Source organism: Paenibacillus terrae, from assembly GCF_005217525.1.
GTDB classification, from domain to species: Bacteria; Bacillota; Bacilli; order Paenibacillales; family Paenibacillaceae; genus Paenibacillus; species Paenibacillus terrae_C.
The window spans coordinates 215,071-232,590 of record NZ_PNXQ01000016.1 but is presented as its reverse complement, the minus strand read 5'-3'; the positions used below and the strand labels follow the sequence as shown (position 1 = coordinate 232,590).

General features: G+C 49.3%; 14 protein-coding genes and 2 pseudogenes. 3 read left to right on the top strand and 13 right to left on the bottom strand.

Annotated features, from left to right (window positions below; genetic code table 11):
- Positions 1-12: 12 nt before the first annotated feature.
- From C1I60_RS18650 to C1I60_RS18610, 9 genes are all read right to left on the bottom strand, one after another.
- The gene (locus C1I60_RS18650; RefSeq protein ID WP_137063094.1) at positions 13-1,347 is read right to left on the bottom strand and encodes an FAD-binding oxidoreductase; all 1,335 of its coding nucleotides are present in this window, start codon (positions 1,345-1,347) and stop codon (positions 13-15) included.
- A gap of 54 nt (positions 1,348-1,401) precedes the next feature.
- The gene (locus C1I60_RS18645; RefSeq protein WP_137063093.1) at positions 1,402-2,433 is read right to left on the bottom strand and encodes an ABC transporter substrate-binding protein; all 1,032 of its coding nucleotides are present in this window, start codon (positions 2,431-2,433) and stop codon (positions 1,402-1,404) included.
- Positions 2,434-2,457: 24 nt separating this feature from the next.
- Complete coding sequence (locus C1I60_RS18640; protein ID WP_137063092.1) at positions 2,458-3,336, bottom strand: fumarylacetoacetate hydrolase family protein; 879 nt, start codon at positions 3,334-3,336, stop codon at positions 2,458-2,460.
- Positions 3,333-4,175 (bottom strand): creatininase family protein, encoded by an 843-nt coding sequence (locus C1I60_RS18635; RefSeq protein ID WP_137063091.1) that lies wholly within the window; start codon positions 4,173-4,175, stop codon positions 3,333-3,335. The genes C1I60_RS18640 and C1I60_RS18635 overlap by 4 nt, the downstream gene beginning before the upstream one ends.
- Before the next feature lie 57 nt (positions 4,176-4,232).
- Positions 4,233-5,429, bottom strand: a complete 1,197-nt coding sequence (locus tag C1I60_RS18630; protein WP_137063090.1) for an amidase — start codon at positions 5,427-5,429, stop codon at positions 4,233-4,235.
- A gap of 22 nt (positions 5,430-5,451) precedes the next feature.
- Complete coding sequence (locus tag C1I60_RS18625; protein WP_137063089.1) at positions 5,452-6,264, bottom strand: cysteine hydrolase family protein; 813 nt, start codon at positions 6,262-6,264, stop codon at positions 5,452-5,454.
- A 61-nt stretch (positions 6,265-6,325) separates the two neighbouring features.
- Positions 6,326-7,354 carry an ABC transporter substrate-binding protein gene (locus C1I60_RS18620; protein WP_137063088.1) on the bottom strand — a complete coding sequence of 343 codons (1,029 nt, stop codon included), beginning with the start codon at positions 7,352-7,354 and terminating at the stop codon, positions 6,326-6,328.
- A 26-nt stretch (positions 7,355-7,380) separates the two neighbouring features.
- Positions 7,381-8,259 (bottom strand): ABC transporter permease, encoded by an 879-nt coding sequence (locus tag C1I60_RS18615; RefSeq protein ID WP_137063087.1) that lies wholly within the window; start codon positions 8,257-8,259, stop codon positions 7,381-7,383.
- Positions 8,260-8,289: 30 nt separating this feature from the next.
- The gene (locus C1I60_RS18610; RefSeq protein WP_137063086.1) at positions 8,290-9,087 is read right to left on the bottom strand and encodes an ABC transporter ATP-binding protein; all 798 of its coding nucleotides are present in this window, start codon (positions 9,085-9,087) and stop codon (positions 8,290-8,292) included.
- A gap of 269 nt (positions 9,088-9,356) precedes the next feature.
- On the opposite strand from C1I60_RS18610, the gene C1I60_RS18605 reads away from it, so the two are divergent.
- Positions 9,357-10,946, top strand: a complete 1,590-nt coding sequence (locus C1I60_RS18605; protein WP_137063085.1) for a PucR family transcriptional regulator — start codon at positions 9,357-9,359, stop codon at positions 10,944-10,946.
- Positions 10,947-11,183: 237 nt separating this feature from the next.
- On the opposite strand, the gene C1I60_RS18600 is transcribed toward C1I60_RS18605, so the two are convergent.
- From C1I60_RS18600 to C1I60_RS18585, 4 genes and pseudogenes are all read right to left on the bottom strand, one after another.
- The gene (locus C1I60_RS18600; RefSeq protein ID WP_252361776.1) at positions 11,184-12,242 is read right to left on the bottom strand and encodes a Gfo/Idh/MocA family protein; all 1,059 of its coding nucleotides are present in this window, start codon (positions 12,240-12,242) and stop codon (positions 11,184-11,186) included.
- A 48-nt stretch (positions 12,243-12,290) separates the two neighbouring features.
- A pseudogene (locus C1I60_RS26460) lies at positions 12,291-12,813 on the bottom strand (sugar phosphate isomerase/epimerase family protein); the annotation flags it as partial.
- 6 nt (positions 12,814-12,819) lie between these two features.
- A pseudogene (locus tag C1I60_RS26455) lies at positions 12,820-13,237 on the bottom strand (Gfo/Idh/MocA family protein); the annotation flags it as partial.
- Positions 13,238-13,282: 45 nt separating this feature from the next.
- Positions 13,283-14,191 (bottom strand): AraC family transcriptional regulator, encoded by a 909-nt coding sequence (locus C1I60_RS18585; protein WP_137063083.1) that lies wholly within the window; start codon positions 14,189-14,191, stop codon positions 13,283-13,285.
- Between the two features lie 732 nt (positions 14,192-14,923).
- Here C1I60_RS18585 and C1I60_RS18580 point away from each other — a divergent pair.
- Together C1I60_RS18580 and C1I60_RS18575 are read left to right on the top strand one after the other, a co-directional pair.
- Positions 14,924-16,132 (top strand): MFS transporter, encoded by a 1,209-nt coding sequence (locus C1I60_RS18580; protein ID WP_137063082.1) that lies wholly within the window; start codon positions 14,924-14,926, stop codon positions 16,130-16,132.
- 115 nt (positions 16,133-16,247) lie between these two features.
- A complete protein-coding gene (locus C1I60_RS18575; protein ID WP_137063081.1) occupies positions 16,248-17,486 on the top strand; it encodes an aspartate aminotransferase family protein in 1,239 nt (412 codons plus the stop codon).
- Positions 17,487-17,520 lie beyond the last annotated feature (34 nt).

The window sequence follows — 17,520 nt, the reverse complement described above, 5'->3', positions numbered from 1 at the left end:
GTCACCCGTTGATCAAATGCCGCTGACAGCCTGATGCTTTAATTTCTCCTGATTCAGAATTCCCTTCGGATCGTTGCGGTGTTTGATCTCCCACAAATGGTCGTGGGCGTATGATCGTCCGCCTTCCTTTAAATCCCAGGTATGCGGATTATTGACTACAACCCCGTTTTCCTCGTAATGCTCCATCAGTTGATTCAGGCGTTCCTCCGTTGTGAAGGGAACCAGCGGCAGGCCAGAAATCAGCAAATTTCCGTTTTGCCGGGCAAATTCTATATGATTCATCACTTCCGGATATTCTTTTTTCATAGCCGAGATTTGCTCAAGGGCATGGGCAGGATCAAAATTCAGTTGCAGATAGGTCAAGCCCGGGTCTGCCTTGCGCGCCCACAGGGTAGTATGGTTCCATGTAAAGTCGGATACACCGACGCCTTTATGATACTGCTCGGCGGAGACCTTTTTAGACGATAACCCACCGTTTTCTACTATGACACGCTCCAGCCGCGCTTCACAGGCCGTGTCTATTTCAAGCAGCACAGCGGTACGCCCTTCGGGAATATCAAGAGGTACAAAATAGGATGGAATCGGCCATTCATGAATCGAAATGAGCCTCTTGACAACGGACGTATCTTCAGCAACCAACTGCCCGAAGCGAAAAGCTTGTTCAAAGCTATCAAAGGTTACTGCCCACTGCATCCATTCCACCCGCGGGGCCAGATTGATTTCCACCTCGGACAGAATGCCAATCGTACCGTAGGTATGCAGGTAAGGCAGCACCTCTTCTCCTTGGAGCTCAATGGTACGGGGCTGAATCTCGACGGTCTTGATTTTCAGGGAACGTACCAGCCCGTCCCAGATGGTTCCCCAACTAATCGAACCGATGCCGCCAAAACCACCGCTCAAAAAACCGCCGATCGTCGCAGTTTGAAAGGTGGAAGGCATCGTTCGCAGCTCATAGCCCGCCTTGCGCGCAGTGGATTCCATTTTGCCCAGCCTTGCCCCAGCCTGAACCCGCATTATGCCTTCTCCTGTTTCAAGCACCTTGTTGTACTTGGCCAGATTCAGCACGATTCCGCCTGTGACCGGGACACATTGTCCATAGTTGCCGGTGCCGTTGCCCCTAACAGTAAGTGGAACCCCCAGCTCCGCGGCAATGGATAGCAGAGTGTCAAACTCATCCTCGGTGCGTGGACTGGCGATACACTCGGCGACCTTTCCCTGTAGCTGGCTGGTCAGCACAGGAGAGAAGTGATGATAATCCATCGAATATTTGGCGATTGCTGGCTCCTCCCACTGCAGCAGCTCAGAATCGATGCGTTCTTTCAGAATGGCTGTCCAATGTTCATTCATTCGGTTCCCCTCCCGTATGCTTTCATTCAACCCACCCAGAGGACCGTTCTCCTCCTAAGAATGCGGCAGGAACTTATCCGTGAATACCTTGCTGACATCGGGCTCTTTTTTCAATGCTCCAATCTTCATCAACTGCTGTCCCAGCTCCGCCCAGCGCTCCTCTTTCATATAGCCGACACCGTGTTCCGCCGCATTACCTTCATATACGAACGGGATGAGCGCTTTCGCCGCATAGTTCAGCTTTTCTTTTGTAAAATCCGGGTTTTCCTTTAAAATGACGTCATTCACGCTATCATAATTGGTCTTGTAATAATCCCAGCCCTTCATCGAAGCCTCAACATAGGCACGCACAAGATCAGGATGGTCCTGAATATACTGCTCTGTCGTGAACAGCACATTGGAATACGGATTATAACCGGCATCTGCCAGCAGCAGGAATTTAACGTCCACATTCTGCTGCTTCATCTCGTACGGCTCACTGGTTACATAACCCTGAATGGCAGAAGTTTCATCGGGGATAAAAGGAGCCAGGGAACCGGTATAAGCCATTTCCTTCACATGATTCAATTGGTATTTGTTCTTCACATAATCCCAGAACACCGAGCCTGCCCCCACGTAAACGGTACGGTTATTCAAATCGGCAAGGGAGGAAATATTCTGATTGGCATGAACCATGAGTCCCTGCGGGCTTTTCTGGAAAATGGTCGCAATCGCTACCAAAGGAATTCCTTCTTCACGGGCGACCAGCAGCTGATCCGCCGTGGTAAGTCCGAACTGCGCTTTGCCGGAAGCCACGATCTGTGTGGGAGACACCTGCGGCCCCCCTGCCTGGATGGTCATATCCAGACCAGCCTCTTTGTAATATCCCTGCTCCTTTGCCGCATACAGACCGCCATGCTCCGCCTGTGCAAACCAGTTCGTCACCTGTGTGACTGCCGTGAGTTCCCCGCTGTTCCCAGTGGGACCTGATGTCTCGGCAGCGGCATTTTGAGCAGTTTGCTGATTGCCGCAAGCCACCAGCAATGTTGATAAGGAAAACATTGCTACCAGTAAAACAGCAAATCCCTTTTGTCTGTACTTGTTCATCTCATTACCACTCCCCAAGTAAAATTACTGATGGTTGTATTCTGCATCCGCTACGGGATTACGAAGCGTCGTAAAGCTACTGATTCTGCATTCGGCAACATCTCCGTGCTGAATCCGAACGGACCCCGGTGTGCCCGTCATGATCACGTCGCCCGGATAGAGAGTCATCATCTGTGAAAAATACGAGACAATGAACCATGGATGATAAATCATACGAGACACGGTATTGCTATGAATAACCTCATCGTTCAACACGGTTTCAACGGCAAGGCTCTGCAAATCGCTTATTTCGTCAGGTGTTATTAGTTGTGGCCCGAGACTGAAAAATGTGTCGAATACCTTGGATCGCTGTAGAAATCTGGGATTCCGTGCGTGAATGTCCTGGCTTGTCATGTCCAGTGTTGCAGCAAAACCGGCGATGACGTCCCGCGCGCGTTCTTCCGGCACATTTTTGCAGCTTCGGCCGATAATAATACCAAGCTCCGCTTCGGATGTCACATTCACGGACTGAGCCGGCAGCCGGATATACTCTTCCGGCCCAATCAGGCTGGAGTCCGGCTTCATAAAGCAGACCGGCTCAAGCTCTGGAGGAGTGGATGCGAGATCAATCGCTTTCTGTACATAATTCATGCCAATTCCCCATATTTTGCGGGGGTGGCGGAAGAGAGGAGCCAGTATGGCCTCCTCCGTCGGTATGAAAGGGCTCGATGACCATGTTCTGTTCCCGTGCTTCTGATACCACTGAACAAGCTCCTCCAGCTGACCCTGCTGCAATATCTTCATGACGGTGGTTCCCCATGCACTTCCTTCCGCCCTATTGATCTCCTCCAGTAGAAAAAATCGGTCTTCATGCTCAATCGCGGCCCGCTCCCCATCGCCGTGTTTAAGACTGACGAGCTTCACGGACGGCTTCCTGTCGACTGCTGAACCGGCTCAGTCCCGCGGACATCGGTGATTTCAAAATCACACAGCTCCTCCAGCGCCTCCGACAGAATCGCCGTAATTCGTTCCTGGATGATTCTTCCTTTCTCAGGCGTGGCCGTCGTAGCATCTCCAGCAATGCCGCTAGCGGATATATCAGCCATCTTCCAGGCGAAGCGTATTTTTCCTTCTAATGTAAGAAAGCGGTACGAGGACATATCGGGAAGCTCTTTGACAAGGAACTCCTTCTGCACCCAGTCCGGTTTGATGGACATCACCAAAGAAGTCTCATAATCGCCACCGTGAATACCGTATTCCAGTTCCTCGGAAGACAGGAGGTCCTCCGCCACATTCAGACTGCTGGGACTGAGATAGAAAACCATCATCCCCGTTCTGATCCGGATTTCCCGTGATACGGTATTCAGCAAATCCATATTGCCTCCATGCGTATTAAACAGCAGTAGCTTGCGAAAACCGCTGGCCTTCAGACTTTCTGCAATGTCCAGCATTATGGCATGCAGCGTACTCGCAGACAAGGAAATGGTGCCCGGCAGCCCGATATGCTCATTGCTTTTGCCATACGAGATCGGAGGCAACAGCCAAATCTCCTTATCCGGCCGCACGCGCTCCAGCGTTTGTGTTAATGTCGCCTCTCCAATCAAAGTATCCGTATATACAGGCAGATGGGATCCATGCTGCTCCACAGCTCCGACCGGCAGAATAACCAGCGCCTTCTCCTTTGGCAGTTCTTTGACCTGTTTGCTTGTCAGACGGGGCAAAAAGCGCTCCTCCCATACCGTTCCTTCATATCGTTGAAACATAACTGACACCCTTTCTTCTGCGGCTTTGATGTTCTTTTCACATGGCTTAATGGCTTCTTATACATCGAACGATGATTTTATCCTTGTTACTGCCGGAACAAGGGATGCGGCCCATTCCAGCAGACGCCGATCTTGTCCCGGGCCGGCGATGAGGGAAATACCGACCGGGCAGCCCAGTACCTCGGCAGCGGGGATCGTAAGCTGCGGCAGTCCCGACAAGCCGGCAATGCAGGTCAAACGCATCGTTTGCACTCTTCGTTCTTCAATTGGCGGCCCGTTTAGTCCCAACTTCGGGGCCGCTCCGGTAGTCGTCGGTATCACAAGCACCGCATCCGTTCCAAGCAGGTCGGCCATGCGCTTGCGCACCTCAATCCGACGTTCTGCTTCCTTCTCCTGATCAGCACGTTCAATGGTGCCTGCCCAGGAGAAACGTCCGGCTATATCCGGTCCGAAGACTGGCTGCTCACGTTCAATCCAGGCCCCATGCTCCTGCCATATTTCGTAGCCCTGGATCGTCCTGAACATGGCCATCCATTCAGGCAGACCCTGCGGGGCGATGCGAACAGCTTCATGGCTCTCAGCCAAGCCGCACAGCAACTCCAGCCAAGTGGTAAGCGCCTCTTTGCTCTCCGTGTCAGCCAGCTCCCAGGCATCCTCACCGATCAGCACACGGCTAAAGCCGGAACCCGAGGTTGTCTGTGGCAGAAGCACCTCACCTACCCGGCGCAACGTCTCGGGATCGCGTGCCATCCAGCCGATGGTGTCGAAGCTGGGAGCGAGCGGGATAACGCCTTTCTCGGAGACACTGCCATGCGTCGGACGCATTCCATAAACTCCACAGTATGAAGACGGCACACGTACCGATCCTCCCGTATCCGTTCCAAGGGCAAAGTCGGCAAGCCCTGCGGCGACGGCAACCGCCGATCCGCTGGATGAACCGCCAGGAATACGGTCCGGGGCCTTCGGATTCACCGGTGTTCCGTAATGGACATTTTCACCGTTCAGGCTGAACATCAGCTCATCCGTATGAGTCGTGCCTGTTAGTCGCGCGCCCTCCTGCAACAGCAGGCTGACCACTTCCGCGTGCTCCGCCGCCGGGCTGTGCGTCTCCAGCCAACACGGATTGCCCGCGGCGTTTGTATGATCACGGACAGCAAACACATCCTTGGTCATAAAGCTAAGTCCGCTCAGCGTTCCCTGTCCTGTCGGTTCAACTGTCACCTGGTTGACAGCGGCGTTCCATTGATCTTTCATCGAGTCATCCCCTCCCTTCAGCTCACCCTTCCAGAGGAGCCGGCTCTTCCGGTGCATTTCCCTCTTTACGGGCCGCTGCCCCGTTTAGCTCCTCCACCAGCCAGGTGGAATCAGCGACGAAGCCATAGCATTGCTTGATATTGTATAAGGTGGCTTCCAAGCAGAAGGCCGGGGAGCTCGTTGCCGAGCAGTCCTCCAGAAGTATGCCGTCATATCCGAGGCAAGCCGCGTCCTGCAGTGTATGCATGACACACTGATCGAGATTTACCCCGGCAAACAACACCGTCTGAATATTCAGATTTCGCAGTATACTGTCCAATGGTGTGTCCCAAAACCCGCTCATGCGGTATTTATCCACATAGATATCATCAGGGGACGCATCCAAATCATCGACAATAGCTGCTCCCCAGCTGCCTTTCTCCAGCACCTTGGAGCCGTTCCCCGGCAGCGGGTCCCCAATTCCGTTGCCCCGTCCGTCTGAATTGTACACATGGAGCACGGATGGCGGCACGTTCATCCGGTCCTCCCGGTTGCCCCAATTTACCCAGATGACGGGCACATCCGCTTTACGCAGCTTGGGCAGTAGCCGGTTCAGCCGGCTGACCGGGTTCAGGAGCGGCGTTGTATCCGCCCCGATGGAATCCAGCCAGCCTCCCGGTGTGCAGAAATCATTCTGCATATCGATGACAATGACCGCTGTATGCTCCAGATCAAATATGACTTCCTGCGGCTGTGCAGGAAGAGTTATGGGCTTGCCGTACTTTTGTGTCCGCCTTAGATCCACCAGCGTTTCGGACACTTGCCAATAGCTCTTTCGATTTCCAAGTTTGAACATATAAAGTTCCCTCATTTTCCTGAAAATTCTGGTTTGAGGCTATACATACTTCGGTTCACACTTATGGTTTCATCAGATATTCGGTCGTGAACGCCTTGGCGACATCCTGTGACTTCGTTAATCCTTTGCCCTTGATCATCTGATCCTGCAAGGTGCTCCAGCGTTTCTCTGTCATGTAACCGATACCGTTTGCCTCGGATTCCTTGTTAAGAATAAAGGGCTTTTCCTGCTCCGCCTCATAATTCATTGCTTCTACCGTCATATCCGGATTGTAGGTCTGAATGAGCGGGTTTACCTTTTTATAGTTGTCAAGATAATAGCTCCAACCCTTCTGGCTTGCCTGCACCACAGCCTCTACGACATCGGGGTGCTCTTTAAGGTAGTCTTCGGTTGTAAAAAGAACATCCGCATAGTTCGCATAACCGGAATCGGCGATTTTCAGATAGTCCACCTCAACCCCTTGCTGGGAAAGCGCGTAAGGCTCGTTCGTGATGTAACCCTGATTCAGCGAATTGGGGTCATTAATAAAATTAACAAGCTGTCCGTTATACTTCATTTCTTTTACATCCGTCAGATTGTATTGGCTCTTGATATATTCCCAGTAAGGCACCGCTGTACCGATGTATACGGTTTTGCCGTTCAGGTCGGTGAAATCCTTGATGTCTTGCCCTTTGTGGTACATTAGAACCTGCGGTGTGCTCTGAAAACCGGCAAGGATACCGACAACAGGGATTCCCTGTTCCCGCGCCTTCAAAATTTCATCCGCATAAGAGATGCCGAATTCAGCTTTGCCCGCAGCGACAAGCTGCATAGTTGACACCTCGGGACCTCCCGGCTGAATCGTCATTTCGATCCCCTTGTCCTTATAGTAGTTCTGCTGCAATGCCGCAAAATAGCCTCCATCTTCCCCTTTGGAGTACCAGCCCTCGATTAGCCTCACCTGCTTCAGATCTGTTCCGGCTTCCCCTTTCGCCGGGGCGGAGGGTTCTGGAGCGAAGGAATTGGAGCATGCACTCAGAAGCAGCATGATCAAAGCTGCAACCGACAGCAGCCACTTCTTGTAACGTAAGTTCATATGATGTTTGGACATGTTGGATCCCTCTCCCGGTACTGGTATCATTTCATTGCCGACTCATGCCAAGACTTCAAAAGCTTGTTCGACACCATATTGATGATCAGGAAAAATGCTATGCCCAAGACGGATGCCGCTAAACCGCAGGCGAACAGATAAGGAGTTTGCAGGCGGGTTGCCGCAACGGTAATCCCGTATCCGAGTCCACCCTGTCCGCCGCCAATGCCGGCAATGTATTCACCCACGATCGCTCCGACAACCGAACTGGAGCATGAAATTTTCAGCCCCGCCATAATGTACGGGAGCGCTGCCGGAAATCGCAGCTTCCAGATAGTCTGCAGCTTGCTCGCATTATACAAATAAAACAAATTTTTCATGTTCTGATCCGTTGAGTTCAATCCGATCAGCGTATTCGATAAAATCGGGAAAAAGCTGATCAGGAATGAGATGATCACAATGGCATTAATCCCCGCTCCGAACCAGATCACAATGATCGGGGCTACCGCTACGACCGGAATAGTTTGCAGAATAATGGCGTACGGATAGACGCTTTTTTCCACCGTTTTGGACAGCGCCAGCAGAATGGCTAATGAAATACCGAGCACTACACTGATCGCAAAACCGATCAACGCCTCTACAATGGTTGTGCTTACCGACGTAATCAGATTGGTACTATTCTCGGCCGCCGCTGCCGCAATATCGGATGGCTTGGGCAAAATATACGGAGGCATTCCGATCATCCGCACGATCATCTCCCATCCGCCGATAAACAGGACAAACACCACAAATGGCGGCAGAGCTTTCTTTAGCAGGCTCAGGATCTTATTCTCGCCTGATGGATAACCACTGCGGGCAATTTCCTTCGCAGAAGCCCGGATACCTACCGCCGTTTCAACGGCCGAACTGGCTGCCATCTCTTCCATTTTTCTTCCCTCTCCTCTCATTTCTGGCTATCAATGCTTCAACACAGCGGACACGCTGCGTACATATTCACCGAATTCCGGACGTGTCCGGAATTCATCATCTCTCGGATAAGCAAACGGAATATCGATGATATCCGAAATTTTACCGGGACGGGGCGTCATCACCACTACTCTTGTCGATAGAAACACACTTTCAAACACGTTATGCGTAATGAACAGAACCGACATCTTTTTGTCCTGTTCCCAAATATTCAGCAGTTCATCCTGCAGTGTCTGCCTGGTAATTTCATCAAGGGCGCCAAACGGTTCATCCATTAACAGTAACTTGGGTCTGGATATCAACGCTCGTGCAATCGATACCCTCATCTTCATTCCGCCTGACAGCTCACGGGGCAGCACCTTCATATATTCCTTCAAGCCTACCAGCTCAAGAACCCGCTCTCCTTCGGTGATACGCTCCTTCCTGGATATGCCGCGCAAGGTAAGAGGCATGGTGACATTATCAATCAGCTTGGCCCATGGCAGCAAGGTATGCTCCTGAAACACAAAGGCAATCTCATTCTGCTTGCGCGCTTCCTTCGGTGAGGTGTCCAGCACGGACAGATGACCGGAGGTCGGTTCCGTCAAACCGGCAATCATATTAAAAATGGTCGATTTACCGCAACCGGAAGGGCCGACAAAACAGAGAAATTCCCCTTCCCCCACATGCAGATCCGCATGCTGCACGGCTACAGTGCCATTGGGGTAGATTTTGCCGACATCATCGATAACAAGCATGGAACGGCTGCCCTTTTCGGCCGCAGCCTGTTGATTTTGGGTAAGCTGCATCTGAATCCCCTCTTCTCTTTGAAGTTGTGTCCTATCATAAAGCTAAAAAATATGAATGTAAATATTTCTGACACAATTTTGGTTTTAAATCTAACAAAATGGGCTTATCGTTGGTTTGAAAACAGAATTAACAGTAATTTATGTTAGATTATATTACACAATGGAGGCAAAAAGGATTGCAGAAAGTCGAGGAAAGCCTATATAATGGCTTAAAAGGTTACGTCGTGTTCGGCATCTGAATCATATACGCATCATGGGAGTGATTAAAAATGCATTTAACTGTAGAGGATGCCTTGACGGTCTATCCGTTATCGGAAGGGAAGCTGGCCGCCGGTAAAAAGGGAATTTTCCGAACGATCAGTTCCATTAATTTGATGGATGCGCCGGATGTGATCAATTGGATAAAAGAAGGGGAACTGCTGCTGACTACAGCTTATGCGATCAGGGATTCACCCGAGGAATTTGTCAATTTGCTGCAAAAGCTGAATGAACGGGGAGCCTCCGGGCTTGGCATCAAGCTTGGCCGCTACTGGGCGGAAATTCCAGAGATTGCCCTGCTTGAAGCCGACCGGTTGGGCTTCCCCCTAATTGAGCTGCCTTTTGAATTCACCTTCTCCGAGCAGATCACCGCTCTATTCCAATCCGAGTTCCAACGCGATACCCGCCGGCTGAATGAATTGCTTGAAACGCAGAAAAAGCTGGTTGATTTTGCGATGCAGGCGGATGAGTACACCAATTATTTTCAAAGCATCACAAGCATTTTGGGGCGTCCAGTAGCCATCGTCACCTCTGAGGGACAGGCCTTGTATAACGTGACACGCTGTTCCGAAATAGAGCTGTTGAACGACTGGCCCTGGCATCAGGACCATCGGTTTTATAAGGCGGCAGATAACCTGTTGTATCGGGTCCCCCTGCTGAAAAACGGAAAATCATACGGTTACTTGCTGGTTCAGACCGAAAATCTGCTGGAAGCACATGATATGGAGGGTATTTTTCACCAGGCTGCCGTTATTCTTTCCTATCATCTGGAGGTCATCCGGAATCAGGAGACTTCTGCGGCAAGCAGTCGTCTTGGCGCGACCATGGAGCGTTACTTGAAGGGAAACGCCTCTCGGAAGACGGTGCTTGAATTTGCCGAAGCGTTGCGAAGCACATTGTGGAGCACACCCTACGTATGCATGATATCCTCCACAGGAGCTGATCCGTGGGACCATGAGAGTCAGCGCCGCAGACTGAGGGAGATTCAGGGTAAGCTTCAGGACCATCCGAAAGCGGCCTCCTTGGAATCCCATCATTTCTATGTGATGAACCGCATATATTCCCTCTTTCCCATTCTGGAAGAGGAGGCCAAGGAGCGCAGACAGTGTGAGAACTCCGCACGTTTGTATGCAGATTTGATGCATGCATGGGACCACGGAGCAGGAGCAAGGACATGTTTTATCAGTAAAGTGAGAATGGGTATGGAGGAGTTCATAGACGGCTTCCGGGAGTGCGCCGAGGCCGAGAGAATCAGCACAGAGCTCGGTTTAAGCGAACCGATTGTCATGTTTGCCGATCTGGAGTTCATTTATCTCTTCAAGCATATTCCGCAGGAGGTCATGGGCAGGTACTGCTCTTATTTGTTCCGTCCACTGCTGGACAAGGACGAGGAATACGCTGGCGAGATGATGCACACGCTTGAAGCCTATTTCGCCAACAACGGCCAAGTGAATGAAACCGCGCGTGAGCTGTTTATCCATCGCAACACGGTGCTGTACAGGCTGGAGAAAATTTCGGGGCTGCTGAATCTGGATTTGAAGAATACCGACCACCTGCTGCTGTTAAAGCTGGGGCTTATGTTTAGGCATTTGATGCCCTAATTGGTCACTTACTTTGGGGGATGTTTAAGTGGAATTATTCACCAAAAAGAGGTTGTTTTTTTCCGCTCTCCTCTTTTTGGTGAATAGTCTAATTTTAAAATTCCATTTGTTTTATGCCCTCATCGAATCATTCATTCCAGAACCTATGAGAAACTTTAGGATTCAATATTTTTCACAGGTTCTCAAAATATAGGATCCTATATATCTCACTTATGGCGAATCGAAAATAGAGCTGATTTAAATCGTTCTTCGAATCACGCTTTTGGTTGCTGCCGCCTCAAAAATCGTCTCAATCAGTACCAGCACACGATGCACTTCTTCGCTTTTGATCGCAAGCTCCGCTTTTCCTTCGATGGCGGAGACAAAATTTTCATAAAAGCTTTCTGCTGCCACAGGTATTTTCTCAATCGGGAACTTCAGAGTGGATTCCTCTGACGGCGGCGCCATCGTTTTCGTCAATCCTTGACCTGCTTGAATCGGTTTTGGTTCCACATGAGCAACATCCGGATTTCGGGTGACAATCTCTCCGCTCAAGTCCCAATCCCTGATCACTGCGGTACCCTCGGTTCCTTTAATATACCAACGCGGCAGCTTTACGTAATTGGTCGTACCCACTTCAATGACCGCTGTCAGGCCGTCCTTGAACTCAATAAAGCTGGTAAAGCCGTCATCCACTTCAGTTCCCAAAATATAGCTTAACTTAGCAGCTACGCTTTCTATTTGGCTGTCCGTAATCTGAAGCAGCTGGTCCAACAGATGCACTCCCCAATCCAGTAGCATTCCTCCACCGTACGCCTTCAGTTGCCGCCAGTCACCTGGAATGCCGTTAGCCCCCTGAACCCGCGATTCCAGTTGGAAAAGCTCGCCCACGGTCTTCTTGCCGATCATATCTTTGATAATTTGGAAGTCTTCATCCCATCGGCGGTTCTGATGTACCGTAAACACGCGGTTTTCTTTCTTCGCCACCTCGACAATTTCCGAAAAATCCGCGCTCGTTATCGTAACCGGCTTTTCGCAAATGACATGTTTTCCGGCTTGCAGTGCTTGGATCGCTATTTCTTTATGAACGTCATTAGGCGTTGCTATCAAAACAATATCCACGGCCTGATCGGTCAGAACGGCATCCAGACTTTCGTAGGTTTTATAGCCGGCAGCGGCAGCCAGTTCCATCCGGTAATCGACAATATCATATACACCGCCAATGGCAAGCTGCTGAACAGGTTCGATCAATTGAGCATGGTAGCTTCCCATGCCTCCATAACCGATAATAACTACATTATATATCCGATTGCCCATTTTCAATTTCCTCCCACTTCTGATTTAAGTCCAATACATATCAAGCGGTTACTCGCGGATCAAAATCGATTGCAGATGGTTACTGCAGGATTAAATTCTCCTTCGACGGACATCATAGGATCTTCGTGTTTGAGGCTTATTACATATTATACACAAAAATCCGAAAAACGCTGATTATGTCGGACTATTCGGACAAGCAGTGACCGCAGCCTACAGAGCGGAAAGTCCAGGCTCTGGTCTGCACATCACCGTAAGGTTGCATATCCAGCAATCCATACATGTTGATGTTGTCCTGATCCAGATAAGTATCCTTGCATGGAAATGATGGATCGCGCCTACGGGACCAATCCCCTGCCACCATAAATGGCTTGGATCCAGATTTACGCCAATCGCATCGCAGGTTTCTTCTCGCAGCTTCAGAATGGTATACGGTGTATGGCACAAAAATCCGCCATGCAGCTCGATGCCGATCTTCACGCTATGCTCTTCCGCCAGCTTGCCGATTTCCTTCCAAATAGGGAACAAGTTTGTTATCCCACTTCCATTTCTTGATATCGCTATATACGGTTGGTCATGGCGTTGGAACCGCACGACGCCGAATAGCCTTTGCCTTGGCGTAATAAATTTCCCTAATTGCTGTTGTTCGCAAATCTTATGTAAATACAAGGAATCCTATCTGAAACGTTTTTGATAACCGATTGTCAACTTCTTACCGGTCCGTTTGGAGGCATCGATCATGGCCCGCGCTTCTTCGGTCGTTTTGGCCATTGGCTTCTCGCACAAGACGTGTTTTCCGGCTTCCGTGGAGGCGATCAAAATTTCCACATTATACAACCGAGTTATCACATCCGAAATCGGCTTTTGCCTTCTCAGCACGTTCGGGGGAAATGTCGCAAAAAGCAACCATACTTGCTTTTCTTGATCTGCTTCAAAACAGGCATATGTTTACCGACTGCAATAAGCCCACAACCAATAATCCCAATTTTTAATTTCATCGTAACTCTCCTTTCACTTCGTTGGATAGCTCAATCATACAAATCTCATGAAAAACTTTCTTCCTCAGTTCTTGCCGTTTTATTCCCGAATATTGCCCTGCGGTATTTCAATGGTGATGTTCCTGTCGCTTCCTTAAAAAAATGATGAAACGTCTTCACGCTGCTGAAACCTGCAGCCTCTGCGACCTCAGTGATCGGATTGTCTTCATTCAGCAAAATCCATTTGGCCTTATTCAGTCTGTATTCATTCAAAAATGCTATAAAGGTCATCCCTGTATTCTTCTTAAACAGTCTGGCGAAATAATAGGGACTGAAACCCATATATTCAGCTATATTCTTCAGCGAAATAGTTTCATGATAATGGCATTCCACATATTCAAAAATACGTTCCAGTTTACAAAGCATGTCCTTTGATTGTGTTAAGGTACTTTCAGAGATTTCGGGAAGCCTAGGCGTCATGCTTCTCGGCACTTCCCGCAAAATAAGAGTCAACATCTCAAACAGTTTGGCTTTGATCATATAGGCATAACCTTCTTGGTGGTCGACGTTCTCATCATAAATGCTTTGAATCAGCGGCAGCATTTTAGCAGTTGTTTCTTCTGGCCAGTTCCAGCTTGATTGCTCCATCTCCGTAAATATATCTCTAAGAGGGCGCTTCTGATCGTTTAATGTGAATACCTCTTGAAAAAAGCTCAAATCAAATTGAATAACCACCCGTTCGCTGTCGGGAGAAGCCAAGAAATAATGAACATCACCACCATTTATAAATTGAACTTCACCTTGTTTCATGCGTATCGAATTATCGTTAATTCCCAGATCCAAGGTTCCCTGGGTCACATAAATAATTTCAATTTCTTTATGCCAATGAGGATAGCAAAGCACGTCGCCTTTATTAATAAAACTCCGGAAAGGAAAATGTCTGTCAAGCTCCGGAATTTCTAAATACAAATTCATTTTGGTAGACTCCTTTTATTGTAAATTCAAAAAAGCCGCATACATGACTATTAATAATCATGTTGCCTTTTCATACAGATGGAATATCGTAACGTTTACCTTATTAAGATAACACCTTTACAAACGAAAAAAGCAAAGATAAATTACTCATTCCATCCATGATTTCTCCACCGGAACCGACAGTCATATTTCCTCTTTAGCGTAGATTTTTGAATAGGCCATAAGGATAAAACTCTCTACTATAAGTGAACATGCAATTAATCCACTCTTTCAGACTGTATGGCGTTTATAAATACCTTCCGCCACAGGTGAACCATCCCCCCTTGGACTGTCATTCAATCGTACCGTGGTGTTAGTGTACACCAGCCAGTATGTTCAACGGTGCATCGTTTTCTGGTCAGAATCCCATCTATGATTTATTCTACTGGTCTACTGTTTTTTAAATAAGTCTTGATATTACGGCGAGTCCTGATATTTAGGCGCTTTCTAATGATAACTTAAACAAGGTAAATTCTCTCGTATGTTTGTCCACAGCTGAGTGCGTATCACAGTGACATGGAACATGACGAATATCCGTAAGATCATGCCGATTTATGTTAAATACGTGTAAGATTTTTTGGATCATTTTTAGCATTTTTTATATAAATATATATATACATTTCCATAAAAAAGGTATAATCTAGTAAAGAAAAAAAACCCATATAAAAATACAACCTTATGGAGGGACGGACCTTGAAGAGACTATTCGCTTTAAGTTGTGCTTTCTATCTGTTAATCGGCGTCACCAGCGTGGTTCTTGGGGCATTACTACCGATACTGCTGCCACACTATGGACGAGGATACAGCGATGGCGGATTACTGCTGTTCCTACAGTTTTCTGGATTTCTTGTCGGCGTTCTGCTCTCCCCCTTCATGGCACTGCATATCGGTCGCAAGTCGATGCTGTCTATTGCCCTGGTCAGTATCGTGGCAGGGTATGCCTTCCTGGGTGTACTCCCCTCATGGACCTGGGTCATCGTGATGACCATCTGGGTTGGCTTCGGCTCAGGCATCATTGAGTCGTCCATCGGAGCGTTCACGATTGAGTTCACCGAGGAGCAGAAAGCCGTAGCCATGTCCAAGCTGGATGTCTATTTTGCACTTGGTGCACTGCTCATTCCGGCGGTGGTAAGCCTGTATATCTGGATTGGAATGTGGCATCTGACCTTCTACACCATCTCCCTTCTGGCGTTTATTCTGGGGCTGTTCTGGCTTACCATGCCTGCTTCCGCCTCTTCTCACCTTACCCAAGCAGACCTCCGAACCTCTGAGCGATCGGTCGAACAAGCCCGGTACTCGGGACAGCATCGTGTGTTACTGGGAATATTCATTGTATTCTTCTTTGTTTACATGGGTCTTGAACTGGGACTCATGAACTTCCTGCCCTCCATTCTGATCGAGACGTTGCAGCTTCGGGAATCCGTAGCCTCGCTGGGTGTCAGCATACTCTGGATTGCGATGATCATCGGCCGCATGTTCTCAGGAAGGATTGCAGAGTCATCAGGATATATTCCTTTCCTGCTGTGGAGCGCAATCGGGACTTTCTGCTTCCTGGTTGCCATGGCGTTTGTATCCAGCCAGTGGGCTACATACCTTCTAATTTTTGGTGCAGGGTTGTTCATGTCCGGACTCTTCTGTATCGCCCTCGTCTATGCGAACGTGCTGATTCCGGGAATGACCGAGAGAACGACCAGCATTCTGATTGCGTCGGGCGGAATTGGCGGCGCGGTGCTTCAATATGTAACAGGCTGGAGCATGAGCGAATGGTCGGTGACGGCTACCCTCTGGATTCTGGCGGCTTTCAGCCTGATTCTGCTGCTAGGGGTTATTCTCTCGCATCTGTGGAATGGCAGGGGCAGCCGGGTAGTTGACTCCCTTGTCCATCAGGGCAAGGAAGGATGAGATCACTTTATTCTTGGGGGAGGTGAGGCCCGCCGCGTTATGCTGTAACAGGGGCTGTACACTTTATAAGGATGTACTTAGAGAAATGTATATTCTGATATGGAGGGAAAGTATTGTGCATACCTTAACCAAAGAACGCTTCAGATACGGAAAAGGCATTACTCTGATTGACGATTCAGGTAAGGAGTATTTGGATGGCGTATCCGGCACCTTCAATCTGTCGCTCGGTTATAATCACCCTCATGTCGTTACCAAAGTACAGGAACAAGTCGCTAATCTTGTCCACATGTCCTCATCCTTTACCGAGCCTTACGTCGAGGAAGTCCTGGATCATCTGATCAAGTATACGCCAAACGGCATCGACGCGGGGTGGATGAGAGATATTACCGGCTCCACAGCGAACGAATGCGCTGTGAAGCTGGCCCAGAAATATACCGGAGCATCCGATATAATCAGCCTGTACCTGTCCCATCATGGACAGACCCAGTTCGCAACAGGTATATCCGGTAACGCCTTCCGGCGGAGGAAATTTCCCAACTCGGCTGCAGCAAATTCCCTGCATTTACCTGCTCCCTACTGCTATCGCTGCCCGTTTAATTCTTCGCCTGACAAGTGTGGCTATCAATGCGTCGAAGCCATATCGGATGCCATTGAGTATGCAAGCTCAGGCTCTGTGGCCTGCATGATTATTGAACCCATCTTGGGCAACGGAGGCAATATCATCCCACCTGCAGGATATTTTAAGCGTCTCCGTCAGCTGTGCAACGAGTACGGGCTGATCCTGATCGCTGATGAGGTGCAGACCGGGATTGGGCGGACAGGCTACATGTTCGCAAGTGAGCTGTTTGATATCCAACCAGATATCATTACTCTCGCCAAGGGTCTCGGCGGCATTGGTGTACCGGTAGCAGCGGTATTAATGCAGTCTCGGCTTAATGTCCTCGAGAAGCACGAGCACTCCTTCACCTCAGGTAGCAATCTAATCTCGGTCACGGCAGCCAAATCCACGCTGGAGGTTGTAACCGAGCCCGGTTTTCTGGAAGCCGTCCGGTCTAAAGGAAGCCTGCTCGGATCCTTGCTGACGGAGATGGCCGACAAGCACGATTGCATTGGTGAGGCTCGTGGCGTCGGACTGATGTGGGGACTGGAAATTGTAGACGAGGACGATGCCCCGGATGCAGTGAAAAGCAATGGGATTATCGATCGTGTATTTGACGAACAGCAATTAATTCTCAGAGGTTCCCGTTACGGTTATGGCAATGTGGTCAAAGTGAGACCTTCCCTCACGGCTACAGAAGATGAGATTGTCGAAATTGTTAAACGGCTTGACGCGGTTCTGGCCACCCTTCACTAACTATCTGCCCAATAGGCAAAAAGGAGGACTTATT

What these genes read in the sequence shown, in the direction of transcription:
- C1I60_RS18650 (WP_137063094.1), bottom strand. Translation starts at nt 1,347, where the DNA reads ATGAATGAACATTGGACAGCCATTCTGAAAGAACGCATCGATTCTGAG.
- C1I60_RS18645 (WP_137063093.1), bottom strand. Translation starts at nt 2,433, where the DNA reads ATGAACAAGTACAGACAAAAGGGATTTGCTGTTTTACTGGTAGCAATG.
- C1I60_RS18635 (WP_137063091.1), bottom strand. Translation starts at nt 4,175, where the DNA reads ATGTTTCAACGATATGAAGGAACGGTATGGGAGGAGCGCTTTTTGCCC.
- C1I60_RS18630 (WP_137063090.1), bottom strand. Translation starts at nt 5,429, where the DNA reads ATGAAAGATCAATGGAACGCCGCTGTCAACCAGGTGACAGTTGAACCG.
- C1I60_RS18625 (WP_137063089.1), bottom strand. Translation starts at nt 6,264, where the DNA reads ATGTTCAAACTTGGAAATCGAAAGAGCTATTGGCAAGTGTCCGAAACG.
- C1I60_RS18620 (WP_137063088.1), bottom strand. Translation starts at nt 7,354, where the DNA reads ATGTCCAAACATCATATGAACTTACGTTACAAGAAGTGGCTGCTGTCG.
- C1I60_RS18615 (WP_137063087.1), bottom strand. Translation starts at nt 8,259, where the DNA reads ATGGAAGAGATGGCAGCCAGTTCGGCCGTTGAAACGGCGGTAGGTATC.
- C1I60_RS18610 (WP_137063086.1), bottom strand. Translation starts at nt 9,087, where the DNA reads ATGCAGCTTACCCAAAATCAACAGGCTGCGGCCGAAAAGGGCAGCCGT.
- C1I60_RS18605 (WP_137063085.1), top strand. Translation starts at nt 9,357, where the DNA reads ATGCATTTAACTGTAGAGGATGCCTTGACGGTCTATCCGTTATCGGAA.
- C1I60_RS18600 (WP_252361776.1), bottom strand. Translation starts at nt 12,242, where the DNA reads ATGGGCAATCGGATATATAATGTAGTTATTATCGGTTATGGAGGCATG.
- C1I60_RS18585 (WP_137063083.1), bottom strand. Translation starts at nt 14,191, where the DNA reads ATGAATTTGTATTTAGAAATTCCGGAGCTTGACAGACATTTTCCTTTC.